General features: G+C 38.9%; 14 protein-coding genes. 5 read left to right on the top strand and 9 right to left on the bottom strand.

Annotation, left to right across the window (positions count from 1 at the left end):
• Window positions 1-456: 456 nt before the first annotated feature.
• From C509_RS0116045 to C509_RS0116025, 4 genes are all read right to left on the bottom strand, one after another.
• On the bottom strand, window positions 457-1,797 hold the full coding sequence (locus C509_RS0116045; RefSeq protein ID WP_018707951.1) for a cyclic 2,3-diphosphoglycerate synthase: 1,341 nt from the start codon (window positions 1,795-1,797) through the stop codon (window positions 457-459).
• Window positions 1,798-2,343: 546 nt separating this feature from the next.
• Window positions 2,344-2,697 (bottom strand): YxeA family protein, encoded by a 354-nt coding sequence (locus C509_RS0116035; RefSeq protein ID WP_018707949.1) that lies wholly within the window; start codon window positions 2,695-2,697, stop codon window positions 2,344-2,346.
• A 22-nt stretch (window positions 2,698-2,719) separates the two neighbouring features.
• Window positions 2,720-4,555: an FtsX-like permease family protein gene (locus tag C509_RS0116030; protein ID WP_018707948.1), complete on the bottom strand. Its 1,836-nt coding sequence runs from the start codon at window positions 4,553-4,555 to the stop codon at window positions 2,720-2,722.
• A complete protein-coding gene (locus C509_RS0116025; protein WP_018707947.1) occupies window positions 4,542-5,309 on the bottom strand; it encodes an ABC transporter ATP-binding protein in 768 nt (255 codons plus the stop codon). Before C509_RS0116025 ends, C509_RS0116030 begins: the two co-directional genes overlap by 14 nt.
• A 166-nt stretch (window positions 5,310-5,475) precedes the next feature.
• On the opposite strand from C509_RS0116025, the gene C509_RS0116020 reads away from it, so the two are divergent.
• Window positions 5,476-6,186, top strand: coding sequence for a response regulator transcription factor (locus C509_RS0116020; protein WP_018707946.1), 711 nt, complete (start codon window positions 5,476-5,478; stop codon window positions 6,184-6,186).
• 9 nt (window positions 6,187-6,195) lie between these two features.
• A complete protein-coding gene (locus C509_RS0116015) occupies window positions 6,196-7,575 on the top strand; it encodes a sensor histidine kinase (RefSeq protein WP_026319906.1) in 1,380 nt (459 codons plus the stop codon).
• Between the two features lie 879 nt (window positions 7,576-8,454).
• Here C509_RS0116015 and C509_RS0116010 read toward each other — a convergent pair.
• Window positions 8,455-9,351 (bottom strand): LysR family transcriptional regulator, encoded by an 897-nt coding sequence (locus C509_RS0116010; RefSeq protein WP_018707944.1) that lies wholly within the window; start codon window positions 9,349-9,351, stop codon window positions 8,455-8,457.
• A 171-nt stretch (window positions 9,352-9,522) separates the two neighbouring features.
• Here C509_RS0116010 and C509_RS0116005 point away from each other — a divergent pair, with 171 nt between their 5' ends.
• Complete coding sequence (locus C509_RS0116005; protein ID WP_018707943.1) at window positions 9,523-10,713, top strand: coenzyme F420-0:L-glutamate ligase; 1,191 nt, start codon at window positions 9,523-9,525, stop codon at window positions 10,711-10,713.
• 666 nt (window positions 10,714-11,379) lie between these two features.
• On the opposite strand, the gene C509_RS24095 is transcribed toward C509_RS0116005, so the two are convergent.
• Window positions 11,380-12,921, bottom strand: a complete 1,542-nt coding sequence (locus tag C509_RS24095; RefSeq protein ID WP_425423168.1) for an ATP-binding protein — start codon at window positions 12,919-12,921, stop codon at window positions 11,380-11,382.
• Window positions 12,922-13,342: 421 nt separating this feature from the next.
• Between C509_RS24095 and C509_RS0115995 the strand changes: the two genes are divergently transcribed.
• Window positions 13,343-13,750, top strand: a complete 408-nt coding sequence (locus C509_RS0115995) for a DUF2569 family protein (RefSeq protein WP_018707941.1) — start codon at window positions 13,343-13,345, stop codon at window positions 13,748-13,750.
• 455 nt (window positions 13,751-14,205) lie between these two features.
• Here C509_RS0115995 and C509_RS0115990 read toward each other — a convergent pair whose 3' ends face one another.
• Together C509_RS0115990 and C509_RS0115985 are read right to left on the bottom strand one after the other, a co-directional pair.
• Window positions 14,206-14,484 (bottom strand): hypothetical protein, encoded by a 279-nt coding sequence (locus tag C509_RS0115990; protein ID WP_018707940.1) that lies wholly within the window; start codon window positions 14,482-14,484, stop codon window positions 14,206-14,208.
• Between the two features lie 20 nt (window positions 14,485-14,504).
• Window positions 14,505-14,690 (bottom strand): hypothetical protein, encoded by a 186-nt coding sequence (locus tag C509_RS0115985; RefSeq protein ID WP_018707939.1) that lies wholly within the window; start codon window positions 14,688-14,690, stop codon window positions 14,505-14,507.
• Between the two features lie 25 nt (window positions 14,691-14,715).
• On the opposite strand from C509_RS0115985, the gene C509_RS0115980 reads away from it, so the two are divergent.
• Complete coding sequence (locus tag C509_RS0115980; protein WP_154654437.1) at window positions 14,716-15,018, top strand: hypothetical protein; 303 nt, start codon at window positions 14,716-14,718, stop codon at window positions 15,016-15,018.
• Between the two features lie 261 nt (window positions 15,019-15,279).
• On the opposite strand, the gene C509_RS0115975 is transcribed toward C509_RS0115980, so the two are convergent.
• Window positions 15,280-16,044 (bottom strand): MerR family transcriptional regulator, encoded by a 765-nt coding sequence (locus tag C509_RS0115975; RefSeq protein ID WP_018707937.1) that lies wholly within the window; start codon window positions 16,042-16,044, stop codon window positions 15,280-15,282.
• Window positions 16,045-16,053: the final 9 nt, after the last annotated feature.

The following is a 16,053-nucleotide window of genomic DNA, read 5'->3' as shown; positions in this document are numbered from 1 at the left end:
TTGTGGATGTTCATACGTTTGGGACGATTTTCTTACGTTTCATACGTTGAATATTCTAATAGGGATGGCTATATCACTATTTTTATGTTCATTATTTATAAAATGGTTCTTATATGTACTTATCCCAACGGTATACAAAGCTGTTTTTGATTAGTGCCATTTTGTTCTCCTTCATGTTGAACCAGAAAAGCAAATGGACCTTACTCACACAATATGCAGGTAACTCCACTGAGGAAAGAAGCGTCAAGGACATTGAGTTGTTCTTTGACGCTTCTACTAAAAATAACTTTGTGCTTACTTGTGGTAAGGTTCTCCATGACATATCTAAATAAGGTTACGAAACCGAGTCGAATTGGCTTTTTCAATATTTGCTTTCTTTTTTGCTCACATCTAAAAAGACTAGCAATGATGTGATCGCTAGCCTTTTTAGAATATTTGATAGTCACAGGATGTTTATCATACAAGTTTATGTTCTTGGATAAAACCTTTTAAGATATCTTTTAAATTCGGACTACTAATTTCATCTAAATCATAATGTACACGTGTACATGGTTTATTAATTGAAATAACGCGAGTCAAATCGATTGGTGTCCCAATGATGACTGCATCACAGTCAGCCTTATTAATCGTTTCTTCAAGATCTTTTAATTGCTGTTCGCCGTATCCCATCGCTGGAAGGACGTTTTCAATATGTTTGTATTTATTAAACGTTTCGGTTAATGTACCTACAGCAAATGGGCGCGGGTCAATGATTTCCTTCGCTCCCAAACGTGCAGCTGCGACTGTACCTGCACCTAGTTTCATTTCTCCATGTGTCAACGTCGGACCATCTTCAACGACTAACACGCGTTTTCCAATAATACTCTCCGGATGATCGACGGTAATCTTTGATTCAGCTTTAATAATCGTGCTATTTGGACTTGCAAATTTAATATTATTTTCTACGGTTTGAATGGCTTCGTCTGATGCACTATCCACTTTGTTAATGATGGCCACGTCGGTTGTTCTTAAACACACTTCGCCAGGATAGTATTTCAGCTCATGACCTGGGCGATGCGGGTCCAAGACAGTAACAGCTAAATCAGGCTCAAAGAAAGAGAAGTCATTATTTCCCCCATCCCATAAAATAACGTCACAGCCATCTGGATCATTTTCAGCTGCTGCCAAAATATCTGCATAATCAACGCCAGCATACACAACATTTCCTCGTGCCACATGTGGTTCATATTCTTCCATTTCTTCGATGGTACAATTGTGTTTCTTTAAGTCCTCTACTGTCGCAAAGCGCTGAACACGTTGTGCATTTAAATCGCCGTACGGCATCGGGTGTCTCACTGCAATGACTTTTAAATCATGCTCCAACAGCGTTTCAATAATTTTTCGCGACGTTTGACTTTTTCCGGTTCCAGTTCGCACAGCGCAAACCGAAATGACCGGCTTATTACTTTTTAACATCGTGCTGCTTGAACCTAGCAATGTGAAATTAGCACCCGCTGCATTTACGATCGCACCTACGCGCATAACATCCTCGTAACTAATATCACTATACGCAAAAACACATTCATCCACCTGTAATTCTTTAATCAACTCTGGTAATTGATCTTGTGAATAAATGGGAATACCATTTGGGTAAAGTTCACCCGCTAATTCACTTGGATACTTCCTTCCATCGATATCCGGAATTTGTGTCGCTGTAAAAGCAACAACTTTATATGCCTCATTATCGCGATAATACGTATTAAAATTGTGAAAATCTCTTCCTGCCGCACCTATAATAATAATATTTTTTCTTTCCATAGAACTCTCTCCTATACGTACAATGAATTATTATAATTATAGCTTTTAATGTATAATAATACAATGGAGCTTTCAAACATTTAGAAATAAAAAAATAAGAATGGCACCCTCAAAAAAATATTTGATAGGTGCCCTTTGCGTACTTTAATCTATTTGTGAAACGGCTCTCCGTGATATATCTACATGAGGTCCCTGCGTTATAAATAGATAAAAAAACGCCTATACTTCTTTCATATGACGTAAGGCGGGCGTTCTTTTACTTGCTCTCAAAATCAAATTCGCCTTGGCGTATTTGCGCACAGATTTTATCGAACTCCGCTCGATAAATTTCCTCAGAAAATCTGTGGTATCTGCCGGAGGCTTTAACTTTAGTCGGCCGGGGTTTGAACCCCCACTGAATGGAATACCAATATGCATTCATCTCACCACTTACAGAAGTGGAGATTTCTGCTAAATGAAGTTAAAACTTTATAAATTTCTTTTATTTAGCTTTCCGATAGCATATAAGCCCCTTTGCGCACGAATGGCTGCTCAGGGGCTTTTCGCTTATCCTTCTAACTTCTCTTTTGCTTTTTGCGGGATATCATTTAGCTGCACTTCATCATAAGAAGTAACTTCATTTCCGTCCTTTATATACAGCATTAAATATGCATCTTTGCGAAGTTCTTTTGCTCCAGAAAATTCAACTTCTATCCTATCGCCATTTTCTTTATATGCAGGCAGCTTATACCAGTACCGCTTCATAATTTCGCCAGAATCTATTTTTGTTTCTTCCACTGAAGCTGCGTCCGTAATTTGCACATACGCTTTATCTTTCCCAAATCTGTTAAAATCCACTGTTGCAATAATAACAATGGCACCCACTAATAACACGCCTAGTATTCCTAAAGCTTTTTTCATATTTAACCCTCCATGTCATATCTTAATGAACTGTTTTGTTAAAGCTTCGTACTGTGATGAAATAATAAATGGTGTAAATTAAAGTATAAGCAAGCATCCATATAAGCACCGGCATGAGCAAATTCATCATCAATAAATTGGAGAAGGCTGTTAATGCCACCGCTCCGTGAAGAAGGCCCAATCCTAGCGGCGCCGCAAATATCATCCCTACTTGACTGCGGATTGTCCGCTTCATTTCTCGTGTTGATACGCCAATTTTATATAGCACGGCGTATTTGCCTTTATCTTCTTCTGCTTCTGTCATCATTTTAAAGAAAATGATGCTGCCGGTTGCTACGAGAAAAACGAGTCCTAAAAAGCTGCCGACGAATAACATTGCACCTGATGCTTCAATTGAAGCCTTATAGTCTTCTGTTGCACTCGAGAAATTTTCAGTTTTAGCTGCTAATTCCTTTGATAAGGCCAATTGGTTCTTATAATCCTTTACTTGTACAGCTTGGTATGTTTTTTCATCTGCAGTGATTTCACTGTACAGCTGATCTGTGACAACGAGGGCATTTGCACCAACCGTGAATGTATTGAATACAGCTTTGTCATATAATTTCACCACCGCGTATTCCGCGCCATCAATCATGACTGAGTCTACTTTTGGCGACCAGCGTTCATCATAAAATGCATCAATCAACAACACTTCCCCTTCTTTTGCTACATGTATATTTGACCAATCCAGGTTTCTCGCCAGTTTTTCAAATGTTGATTGATTAATGACTGCATATTCCATTTCATTCGTGCCTTGTTCAATCCGAACCGTCTTGCTATGGACAGTTTCAGCGTGCTCTACTATATTTGGATCAATTTCCTGCGGAGCTCCTTCCCACATAAATGTATATGGTGTATAGGCTTGTACATTTTTATCTGCATTATAGTAAAGCCCAAATACGGATCCGCCTGCTGTAATGGTTGTCGCACTCAAAGTGGCAATGATCGTTAAAGTTTTCGTATTGCCCCTAATGCGATACAGCAGTTGCGAGGAAGTCATTAAGTTAAGGCCTTTCCAAGCCCAGCGCTTATTTTTTTTCATGACTGATAACACATAGACAAGCACGCTATTAAATATGAGTGCAGAGCCAATGACTGTTAAGGCAATAATGACGATTGGCATCGCCGCACCGAGCATGCGCCAAATGGATGAAGTCGTTAAATCCTGCAATGCCAGCCAGTAAGCCGCTGCCAAAGTGACCACACCTAATATAGCTGAAATGATGCGTGCCTTTGGCAATTCCTCTCCTTTTTTCTCAGCATGAAATAAATCGATTAGCTTAAATCGATAAATAACACGGTATCCTTGCATTGAGGTAAATAAGAAAATGATGAAAAATACAATCAATGTATTGATAACCGCATCCATTGAAAATGCGAATCCTATCGCGATATCCAGCCCCATCAATTTCACTAAAATAGTCAGCAATGCACGCGACAATAAAAAGCCAAGCGCAACACCAACTACTAGTGAAAGTAGCCCGATGACCATGTTTTCAAAAAACAGCATAAAGCCGATCGAACGTTTGCGCACACCTAGAAGCGAATAAAGTGCGACTTCCTTTTTCCTTTTTTTCATAAAGAAAGAATTGGAATAAGCAATGAAAATCGCCACAAATATCATTAATACGAAGGAGGAAGCGCTCATGATGCCGCTGATCTTTTTTGATGTTTCTGCTAATGCATCAATGTCCTCACTATATTTCAAAGTCACGAAAGTGAAGTAAATAACAATTGAAAAAATGGTCGAACCGATATAAAGTGAATAGCTTTTCATGTTGCGGCGAATATTCTTCAGAGCTAAATCAAATAACGTCATGTACGTCACCGCCTATTTGTGCCAGTTCATCTAATATCATTTGGAAAAATTCCTTGCGCGTGTTTGTTCCACGGAATATTTCCTTCGACAATTGGCCATCCTTTATAAATAAAATTCGCCGGCAGAAGCTTGCAGCGTATGCATCATGCGTCACCATCATAATTGTTGTTTCATGCTCAACATTCAATTTGCTTAGACTCTCCAGCAAGTCAGTGGCTGATTTCGAATCCAAGGCTCCTGTAGGTTCATCAGCAAAAATAAGCTTTGGATCAGAGACGAGCGCACGGCTCGCAGCTGTACGCTGCTTTTGACCGCCAGAGATCTGGTATGGGTATTTGTCGAGTAAATTTGAAATGCCGAATGTATGGGCAATTGTGTCTACACGCTCTTGAATTTCAGCAGCCGGTTTCTTTGCAATTGCTAGCGGAAGAAGAATATTTTCACGTACAGTTAATGAATCCAGCAGGTTATAATCCTGGAATATAAATCCAAGGTGATCCCGGCGAAAATCTGCAAGCGCCTCTTCCTTCATCTTGGCAATATTGTCATTACTGATTAAAATATCTCCATTTGTCGGTGAATCGATTGTTGCAAGCACATTAAGCAATGTTGATTTACCTGCTCCTGAAGGCCCCATGACACCTACAAATTCTCCATGGTCAATCTCAAATGATATATTTTCAAGCGCCTTAAAGGTATTTGCACTATTTCCGTAAATTTTTTCTACACTTCGCACTACTAATAATGGTTCCATCCATATGCACCTCTTTCTTATGTCTTAACTATACCGGGCAAACCTTACACTAAATTCACGGCTACCTTACAAAATCCTTAAATGCTAAAATAGCTTCATTAGCTCAAATTGCTATACTGTAAAAAGATAGACAGGCTCTATTTTTTAAAGGAAGGACGTGCCAGTATTGGAAAAGCCGCGTATTTTGATCGTGGATGATGAGAGCGACTTATGTCATTTAATAAAAACGGCGCTTGCGAAGGAAGGATTTTCAGAGGTGGAAATGGCGGGTTCTGTTCAAGAGGGCTGGGAGAAATTTAATTCGTTCAACCCGGATATCGCCATATTAGATATCATGCTGCCAGATGGCGAGGGCTATGATTTATGCAATAAAATCCGCGAGGTTTCACGAATTCCTGTGTTATTTTTATCTGCTAAATCAGATGAAATCGATAAAATTTTGGGACTGGCGATTGGCGGCGACGATTATATAACAAAACCATTCAGTCCAAAAGAGGTGGCTTTTCGTGTAAAGGCTCAGCTTAGGCGCGCAGGCGTATATACAATGGAAATGTCTGGGCAGACAAATGCGAACAAAGCGATGACAGTCGGTCCGTTTACTATCAATCATGACGAAACGGAAGTAATGAAAAATGGCGAGCTTCTTGAACTAACGGCAAAAGAGGTCGGCTTATTGGCGTGCTTTTTGCACAATCCAAACCGGATCATCAGTAAAGAAACACTGTTTGAAAGAGTTTGGGGAGAGGATTTTTATGGGGCAGACAATACATTGATGGTTCATATTAGAAGGCTCCGTGAAAAAATTGAAGAGAACCCCTCAAAGCCAGCCTTCATCACAACAGTCAAGGGGCTTGGCTATAGATTTATCGTGGAATAGGTGATTGAGGTGAAATGGAAATTAACAATCCGCTACTTGATTTCGGTGCTAAGCATTGTCTTTATCGTTATTTTCCTTAATACATTTATTTTAATGGGAATGCTTTTTTATCAGCAGAAACACGGAATCGATGAAGTGACCGAGAACTCAGGCGAAACCTTTACACGCGGATTTAACAAATATATATCGCTTGAAAATGGAGAGCCTGTTGTTTCCAAAGAAGGCATTGAAGCACTACGGGTATTCGGGGGATGGATACAGATTTTAGATCAGAACGGACAGGTTCAATCTTCTTATCTTGCACCCGAAAATCTTTCAACACACTATAGCCCAATTGAACTCATCCACAAATATAAATATATGGACGATGAATTAAATACTTATTTCATTGGAGAATTTAAATCGTACAGCTATTTGATTGGTGTCCCTCATTCGAAAGAAGAACGCTTCGTATTCATGATGGATCCTAAAACTGTTTTTTCCTATGCGACCAAGTTTTTGTTGGCAATTGTAATCGTCGATTTATTCATTGCGATGCTCGTTGGTTTATTATTTAGTACCGTTCTAACAAAACCTGTCTCCAATATCATTGACCGGATTTCGCAGCTCAAAAAACGGAATTTTACCGTACAAGAAACGAAAAAACCCGGTATTTACAAGCCTGTTTTTTCAAATTTAAATGATGTATCACAAACACTGCAGGCACATGAAGAAGAACGTCTAAAACTGGAAAAGATGCGTGAAGAATGGATCAGCAATGTCTCTCATGATTTAAAAACACCGCTCGCTTCCATACGAGGATATGCAGAATTGCTTCGTGATCAAGATGTATCGCAATTGGAACGTTTAGAGTATTCCGAAGTCATTGAACGTCAATCGATTTATATGAAAGACCTGCTTGATGATTTTAATTTAACGATGCGTCTCCGCAATCAGGAAATGCCCCTCACCCTGCAGGAAACACGACTGGAAAGCTTTGTGCGCGAAATTGTCATTGATTTATTAAATGATCCGCAATTTGGGCAATACGAGATATCCTTCATTAGTGATTCACCGAATTTAAAGTGGAATATCGACCGTCATCTCATGAAACGCGCGATTTTAAATTTCGTATACAATGCGCTTATCCATAATGACGAAAACATTGCCGTAACGATTCGCATCAATACAGACAGCCTAACGATTGAAGATAACGGAAAAGGCATACCAGCAGATGACCTGGAACAAATCTTCGAACGCTACTATCGGGGTACAAATACCGGCAGCATTCGCGGCACAGGTCTCGGCATGGCCATTTCAAGAGATATTATCGAGGCACATGGCGGGAAAGTAAGCTTAACAAGCAAGGTTGGCATTGGGACAACTGTGGAGATTCGGTTGAATGAATAACCTTCTCATCAAATGCGCCTTGGCGTATTTGCGCCCGGATTTTATCGAGCTCCGCTCGATAAATTTCCCCTGAAAATCTGTGGCATCCGCCGGAGGCTTTGACTTTATTCAGCCAGGGTTTGAACCCCCACTGTATGGAATACCAATATGCATTCATCTCACCACTTACAGAAGTGGGAGATTTCTGCTGAATGAAGTTAAAAGGCTCTATTTGCAGCTAATTTATCAGCAGGCGAATACACTTCGCTTGTGAGCGTGTGATAGGCGAGACAATCTTGCTGCGGCGTCTCACCATTGTCACATCTCCGGAAGGATTCTATTTGATTCAGTCCGCTTTATTATAAATAGCTATTCATCTATAGCCAAAAAATAGCTATTCATGGCTGCAAACGCAGCTTGAATAGCTTTTTTAAAGATATTTAGAACGCCGGAATGGCTGTTTCATCATAAGTTAGCCTACTTGGCTTTCTTGGTTTTTACCCGCCCTAATAGCCCTTCAAAAGCATTTTAAAAAGCTGAAAACAAATGAAGTATCCTGTTTTTAATGTTCTCGCATTCATTTATCAGAAAGAAATTCAAAGAGCATGGGGCAGTAGCGTATTTCTATTGTTTTAACAACCTATATCACGGATTCAGGATTAAGTTTACGAGCTGGCAGGAGTTGCTGTATACTTTCTATTTGATTCCCAACCATTAAAAACTAGCTATTTCTTCTAAACATTCCATAAAATGACACCTTGTAATATACGGTTCACCGTCATGCATCTAAATGAGAATTCTTTCGCCGGCTTTCAGTCCGTGGTTTTTAAGATATTTTCAAGATGAATCATATTATTTTTTTGGCTTCTAAATTTAACTAAACTAATAGTACAATTACTGCTAAAAGAAATTTCGTATGTTTTTTTCAATAATATCAACAAACCTTTCCGCAGCTCTATTTAAAGGAACATTTTTTATATAACAAATGCCGATACTTCTTTTAGGTATAGGCTCTTTTAAGATCACTTCATGAAGCAAGCCTTTTTTCAAAAACTGTTCAGAGAATTCTTTTGTAACGCAAGCAACGCCAAGATTAATCTTTGCAAATTCTAATAAAAGTTCATGTGAACCTAACTCAAATTCCGGCCGGATTTTGATTCCCTTTGTGAGGAAAAATTCTTCAACATATCTCCGAGAATTGGAATTGTCTAATAAAATAAGCGGGAACTTAACCAATTCCTCAAGTTTCATCGGCTTAGAAAATACTTTTCGGTATTTTTCACCATATACAAAGGTATCTTGGATTTCCAGTAAAGGCTTTACTTCTAATGACTTGTCATCGATGGGAAGATTACAGATGGCGATGTTCACTTCTCCCGCTTTTAAGGCAGCTATAATTTCCCACGTTGTCCCATTGACTATTTTGAATTTAAGATTCGGATACCGATTATGAAAAGTTTCTAAATAAGGAAGTAAAAAATACCGCGAAATAGTATCGCTAACCCCTATTTTAAACTCACCAATCATTAAATTTTTAAATTCTAAAAGCTTTTCTTCACCAGCTTGTATAAATTGAAGTGCTGAACTGACGTATTCAAACAATAAATTTCCTTCATCGGTTAATGTTACACCTTTAGACAGCCGGTTAAAAAGTCTTGTAGCTAATTCCTTCTCTAATTGTGCAATTGATTGACTTATTGCCGGCTGTGACATATATAGCTCTTTTGCCGCTTTGGAGAAGCTTTTATTTTTGCCAACTGTATAAAAAAGATGATATAAATCCAATTTACTTACCATATAAACCACCCTTATACCCTGTATTAGATATATTAATTTTACTTATATCACCAAAACCCGTATATTACAAGGAGGGACGTTTGGATTGTTAATGTATAAGTATAATATCCTTTTTTAAAAGTGAACCATTTTATCGAATATAGTTGGATTACGAAGAAGGAGCGGATTATTGTGGAAAGAGTTGTAGGAACAATAGCCAGAGGACTTCGCTGTCCCATCATCAATAAGGGAGATCGCATCGAAGAAATCGTTGTTGATAGCGTAATAAAAGCAGCAGAAGTTGAAGGCTTTACAATTCAGGACAAAGATATTGTAACCGTTACGGAGTCGGTTGTGGCACGTGCGCAAGGAAACTATGCCACCATTGACCATATTGCCAATGATGTTCAAGCCAAATTTGGCGATGATACAATCGGTGTGATTTTCCCTATCCTTAGCCGTAACCGCTTTGCTGTTTGTCTTCGCGGTATAGCAAAAGGAGCAAAGAAAATTGTGTTAATGCTAAGCTATCCTTCCGATGAAGTAGGCAATCATTTAGTGGATTTAGACACACTTGATGAAAAAGGGATAAATCCTTGGACAGATGTCTTAACGGAAAAGCAATTTCGTGATTATTTTGGTTACAACAAACATACCTTCACGGGCGTAGATTATATCGATTATTACAAGTCTCTGGTTGAAGAATATGGAGTAGAATGCGAAGTAATCTTTTCAAATCATCCAAAGACGATTTTAGAGTATACAAAGAGTGTACTTTGTTGTGATATTCATTCACGGGATAGAACGAAAAGAATTTTAAAGGCTAATGGCGGCGAAAAAATTTATAGTCTCGATAATATTCTTTCTGAATCAATTGACGGAAGTGGTTTCAATGAGGACTATGGCTTATTAGGCTCGAATAAGGCAACTGAAGATAGTGTAAAGTTATTCCCGCGCAATTGCCAGCCTGTCGTTGATAACATTCAAGAAATCCTAAAGGAAAAGACAGGTAAAACGGTTGAGGTCATGGTTTATGGTGATGGTGCATTCAAAGACCCTGTAGGAAAGATATGGGAGCTGGCAGATCCGGTTGTTTCCCCTGCTTATACTGCTGGATTAGAAGGGACACCAAATGAAATTAAATTAAAATACTTGGCTGACAATCAATTTGCTGACTTAAAAGGTGAAGAACTAAAAAAAGCCATCTCTCAATACATTGATGAGAAACAGGATGACTTAGTCGGAGCGATGGAAGCACAAGGAACTACTCCTCGAAGACTAACAGACCTTATCGGTTCACTTTCCGATCTTACTTCAGGCAGCGGAGATAAAGGGACACCGATTGTCTTTATTCAAGGCTACTTCGACAACTACACAAAATAAGCGTTTCCAGGAAAATCAACGAAACTTATAGGACAAGGGAGAGTAACTCCTCTGTCCTATTTTTATAGACTGGGCGGGTGCTCGAAAGAAAAACGTGCTTATAAAAATGCTATGCTCTCTTTTTGACTCACTATAATTAAACAGTAATAAAGTTTACTAAATTAAATGTAAATGTTCTTATTCATCAATCAGGAGCGGTTGTAGAATAGTCATCAATAATTTAAAAAGCTCGGAATTGAACTTGAGCTTTTTTGTATGCTATTTATATGCTGAACACGATTTTAATCATATTGTTATTAAAGTTTTTCTCTCCCGTAACTGAACCCGTTAGTTCAATGCATTTTATTCTTCTGTCTACAGACGGGTGTGTAGAGAATATCAAAACTCTCCCCATACCATTAAACTGTATTGACGCATATTTTTTGGTGAAGCTATAATTGAAGGTCCATCTATTCCCGTAAGGCTTGGATCACCTTTTGTGGCTTTGTTACATGCAGGCTACCTTATCAAAACTACAAAACAGCCGTCTACTTGATGAAATAATCATCAAGTAGACGGCTGTTTGTCGTGTGTACCAAAAGGTAGCTAAATTTTATCTTTTAGGCTCACTTTTGATAGAATGTATGGTTACTTTCTTTTACCTTTTAAATGTTGCTTCGATAGCTTCTAACCATGGCGTATCTTGCCGACGTTATCCAACTTAGTAACAGTAAAAGTGACCGTTGTTCCAACACCGGGAGTGCTTATAATTTGAAGACCTTTGCCGTACAATCTATTCAAACGTTGTTCGGTATTGACCAGTCCAATGCCTTTCTTTCGATTGGGTTGGATGGTAAGAATTTGTTTTATTTTTTCTTCATCCATTCCGATTCCATCATCAATCACAGAAATAGCGGTATGGCTGCTTTCTTTGCGGATACGTATTGTAATTAGGCCTCCAGTGATTCGCTTCAACACACCGTGATTGACCGCATTTTCCACTAATGTTTGGATAGATAAAGGGGGAACCAATACATCATTAACCTCATCTAATTCCCATTTTAAATGTAGGCGATCCCCAAATCTCTCCCTTTCAATATATAAATAAGATTCCACCAATTCCAGTTCTTCTTCAAGAGGAATGACCTTGTCTAAGTTTTTATGATAGAAACTACTTTGCAAATAATGTGCAAACCTCTCAAGAAGACGAGCCATTCTATACGTATCTATCTCGCTTAACGAAACAATTGTATTCAACGTGTTAAATAAAAAGTGAGGGCGAATTTGCGCCTGAAGCCATGCCGCTTCCATTCCCAACCGTTCATTAATCGAAGCTTGCAAGTCCGTTAAAGCAAGTACCCGAATGTTTAACTCCATAGCATCGACAGGTTTTGTGACGTAATCATTTGCACCTGCTAAAAAGCCGGTATGGATATCCTCTGGTTTACTTCGTGCTGTTAAAAGAAGAATGGGAAGCTCAGATATGGAAAACTTCTTCCTGATGGAACGGGTTAGTTCATACCCGGACATGGTCGGCATCATAACATCCGAAATAATTAAATCCCATTCTTTCCATTCAAGTTGCTTTAATGCTTCTTTTCCGCTAGTTACGGTTGTTACCTCATATTGATCTTCAGGGAGAATATTGGCCAACACTTTTAAATTAACCGGGTCATCATCGACGGCCAGGACCCTCGGTCTGTATAAGGTTGGCGCATCCTTAGTAAATGTTTCAATCATCTCCCGCATGGCAATCTGTGTTTCTTTAGAAGGACATTCATTTATATCTGTCAATACGGCAGTTGCCACTTCTTGTCCTTCAAAAGAGCCTTCTGCCAGCGGTAAGGTAAATGTGAATATGGAACCTTCTCCAAGGGCGGATGTCGCTTTTATTGCTCCACCGTGCAATTCCACCAACTCTCGGCATATACTCAGTCCTAGACCAAGGCCCCCCATTGCCGTAATACTGGAATCACCTTGTTCATAAGGTTCAAATATTGTACTTAGTACTTTTTCATTCATTCCTATGCCCGTATCGATAATTTGAATTTGGGCCATTCCATCTTCTATGTTCGCAGTAATCGTAATGGTGCCTTCATCCGTATATTTCAGTGCATTATGAAGAAGGTTAAACAAAATTTGAATCAAGCGGTTTTTATCCGCCACAACACTTGGAAAGTCGCTTGGGATTCGGACCTCTATTTTAATGTTTTTATTTTCAATCAACACTCTAAGCATATCGACAACGCCCGCAGATACCGCCTGTATATCGATACGGTTCTTGTGCAGACAAGAATTAAGGCGGACTCCATTGTCTATTTATTTTTTTCATGCTTAAGCTTGTCTCCAATTTCTTGTCATCTGCAAGGGCTGAATAATTCGAGTAGGTCTTCTTCTTTGATTTTCCATCGATAATATTAGAAGCGGGGATAATCCTTATAGTTCTCCCTTTCTCAGCGGGCTCCTTATGTTCCCTTCGCCCATCCGTGGGACTTTTCAATGTCTAACATTATTTCGATTTTTGTAAAAAATTTAATCTCTCCATTCCCGGTTTCAAAAGTTTGGTAGATACCCCCATTAAATCATTGAAAAAATATCCTTGAAACATTAAAATTGAAACTATTGTGTAAAGAAGGAAGAGGGAGCATCTGTGATTGAAGAAACGGCAAGAAATCAGCCTCAATTTGAAACTAATTTTCGTTATGCCATCGTAGCAGGATGGCTTATTATCCCGGCACTTACAATTCTATTCAATCTTGTTACAGTTATGTATGTTATCTTAACGTTCAATCCGGCTCATTTAGGGGGTTATGACTTATTTATATATATAACGGACTTCATTCTGGTTTTCTTTTATCTATTCACTCTATATACATGGGTTAAACGGAAAATGATTTTGCCAAAGCTTATGATAGCCACTTATACCATCGACGTTTTATTGAGTCTGCCTTTCATGTTTGTAGGAGCGGCAATCGACTGGATTACTATACTATTCAGTGCCGTTTGGATAGGGTATTTTATCAGATCCCGGCGCGTCAAGGCAACGTTCGTCAATTGATGCCATGACAGTATCTTGATGACTCATTCTAGCCTAATCCAGCTAACACTTTTAGGCGGCAGTTGCTGTTGCCGTGATTATTGAATGGTGACGATGTTCTTTGTGTATCCTAATAAGTCGAACATACCGGACAGTAAACTAGTATTTACTGGAGCAGGTGCTTAAAAGCTGAATATTTGTTGACATCATCTCCATGTCATTCTCTTTCCAATAGGGAATTGAACGGAAAGACCATCTTTATCAGGGACGAAATCTATTATTCCTAATTTATCCAAATATTGAAAGCTCAATTTCTCATTGAGAGAAATTGAGCTTTACTTGGTTTAGTATACAATTTGTTGCCACTCAATAGCCCGCCTTTATGATCTTTTAAAACAGATGTTTTTTTATTAATATTATTATCGTTATCGATTTCAACATATTTTTCCTTACTTTCTAAACTATGTCCGTTTGGCTCAATCACCTACGGAAGAATCGTTAATAAAGGTTCTTTTGCTGGTCAATATCGATGTCGCTGCTGCCGGTAAGGATGTGCCGCAGTTTCCGGTGAGGTACTCCAGCTGGGCCCTCAGGCCGATCACGAACTGCCGGTATTTCTCCGACATGGACCCGAGCAGTTCGTTCTCGAAGAAATCGACGAGGTCCGTATGTCCTTGCCGGTCCTTCAGGCGCTGCACCTTTGTTTCCAGCACCCTGGGATCCCGCATGGTTTCCAATACATCTAAGAGATCCATGTCGTCCCCGTGCAGTTCCTTCAGCAGCCTGGTGATGTTTCGGTCGACAACTCCTGCACGGTCTGGAAAAATGCCTCCTGTTTTCCGAACAGGCTCTGCAGGACGGCAGCGGTGGCTTCCGCCACATCGTCCATATCCCCTTCCATGACATTGAACCGGTGGAGGTCCGAGGACTCTGGGTCGCTGTAAATATAAGGGATGTCCATGGCCTCGCAGTATCCCGACCACCTGATGAAAGATCCTGAGTTGATGCCACTCTTTTCAGAGAAATTAAAAGAGCAGCAACAAGAAAAACTATCTTTTCTGCAACAACTTGAAGAAACAGAGGAAAAATTGGTGAACACAATTAGCGCTTTGAATTACCTAGTTAAGAACATTGATAGGATTTTAAAGCAGGCGGGCAGTGAAGAAAAGAAAGAATTACTTCAGATGATTATTCAGGAGATTGAAATAACGCCTTCGGCTGTCTCACGAAAAGAAGGACGCAAAATCACTAAGATCCATCTCCACTTTGCTTCACGCCGCAAGGGATAAAAAAAATTCCAAAGACCTCATAAGGATCATGGGAAGTTATGTTCCTGATAAATAGGTTGATTTATCATCATTAGACAAACAAAATCCGACGGATAAAGAGATAAGGGACACACACAAATCTCTTTCTATCACTTATGATACGGTTAACCGTATTGAATCTAAGTGAGGTCTAATACCTTTACATAGCTTTAGTAGTTTTTTTAATATGTTCGCTACTAGAACAACAAATTTATCCAATTAAACCTTTGAGGGTACCTGTAGTTAGTCAATTCTACCCTCATAATATGATTTAAGAATGTCTTCTAAATAAGGTTCTGCTTCTTCAAGCAGGGCTTTTTCACCTTTATTCCATCTTTCTCGATGCTTATCTACTTGGAGAAAAGAATTAATTATCTCTGGTTCACCTTTTGTCACTTTTTCAACCATATTAATCCACTCTTCGGCTAATTCAATTGCAAGACTTGAGTTTACAGGTACGCCAGCACCTTTATATGAAACTGCCTTTATGGATATTTTTCGAAAGGTATTATAAAAATTTAAAACAAGTTGTTGAGAATCAAATACATCCTCAAATATGGTTAACTGAGTCTCTGAAAAAGGATAGTTACTCCAAATGGAAATATCCACTTTATTGATGTCCCTCATAATTTTAGATAATAACTCCCAAGGAGGGGTATATCCCTCTTCAATTAATTGCTTTGAAGTGGTTACGGCATCGATTCTTCCCTGAATCTTTTCTAATTGCGAATACAAATAGATTTCTTGTTTAGATAGTATATCTAGTAATGATTCTTTTCGATCATTATAATTGATTTCTTCTTTTATCTGTTTAAGAGAGAAACCTATATTACGGTAAAAAATGATCTGTTCCAATATACTCAATTCCTTATCAGTATAAAAACGTCGATTGTTTTCATCCCGACCTGCAGGTTTTAATACCCCTTCATTATCATAGTATTGAATGGTTCGCTTTGTTAACCCTGATATGTTGGAAATATCACTTACATAATAGCGTTCCTTTTTCACTACTCCGAG

This window comes from Siminovitchia fordii DSM 16014 = CIP 108821 (genome assembly GCF_000374565.1).
Lineage (GTDB): Bacteria > Bacillota > Bacilli > Bacillales > Bacillaceae_C > Siminovitchia > Siminovitchia fordii.
Note: the sequence above shows the minus strand (reverse complement) of the source record. Positions and strands in the feature narration are given on the sequence as shown.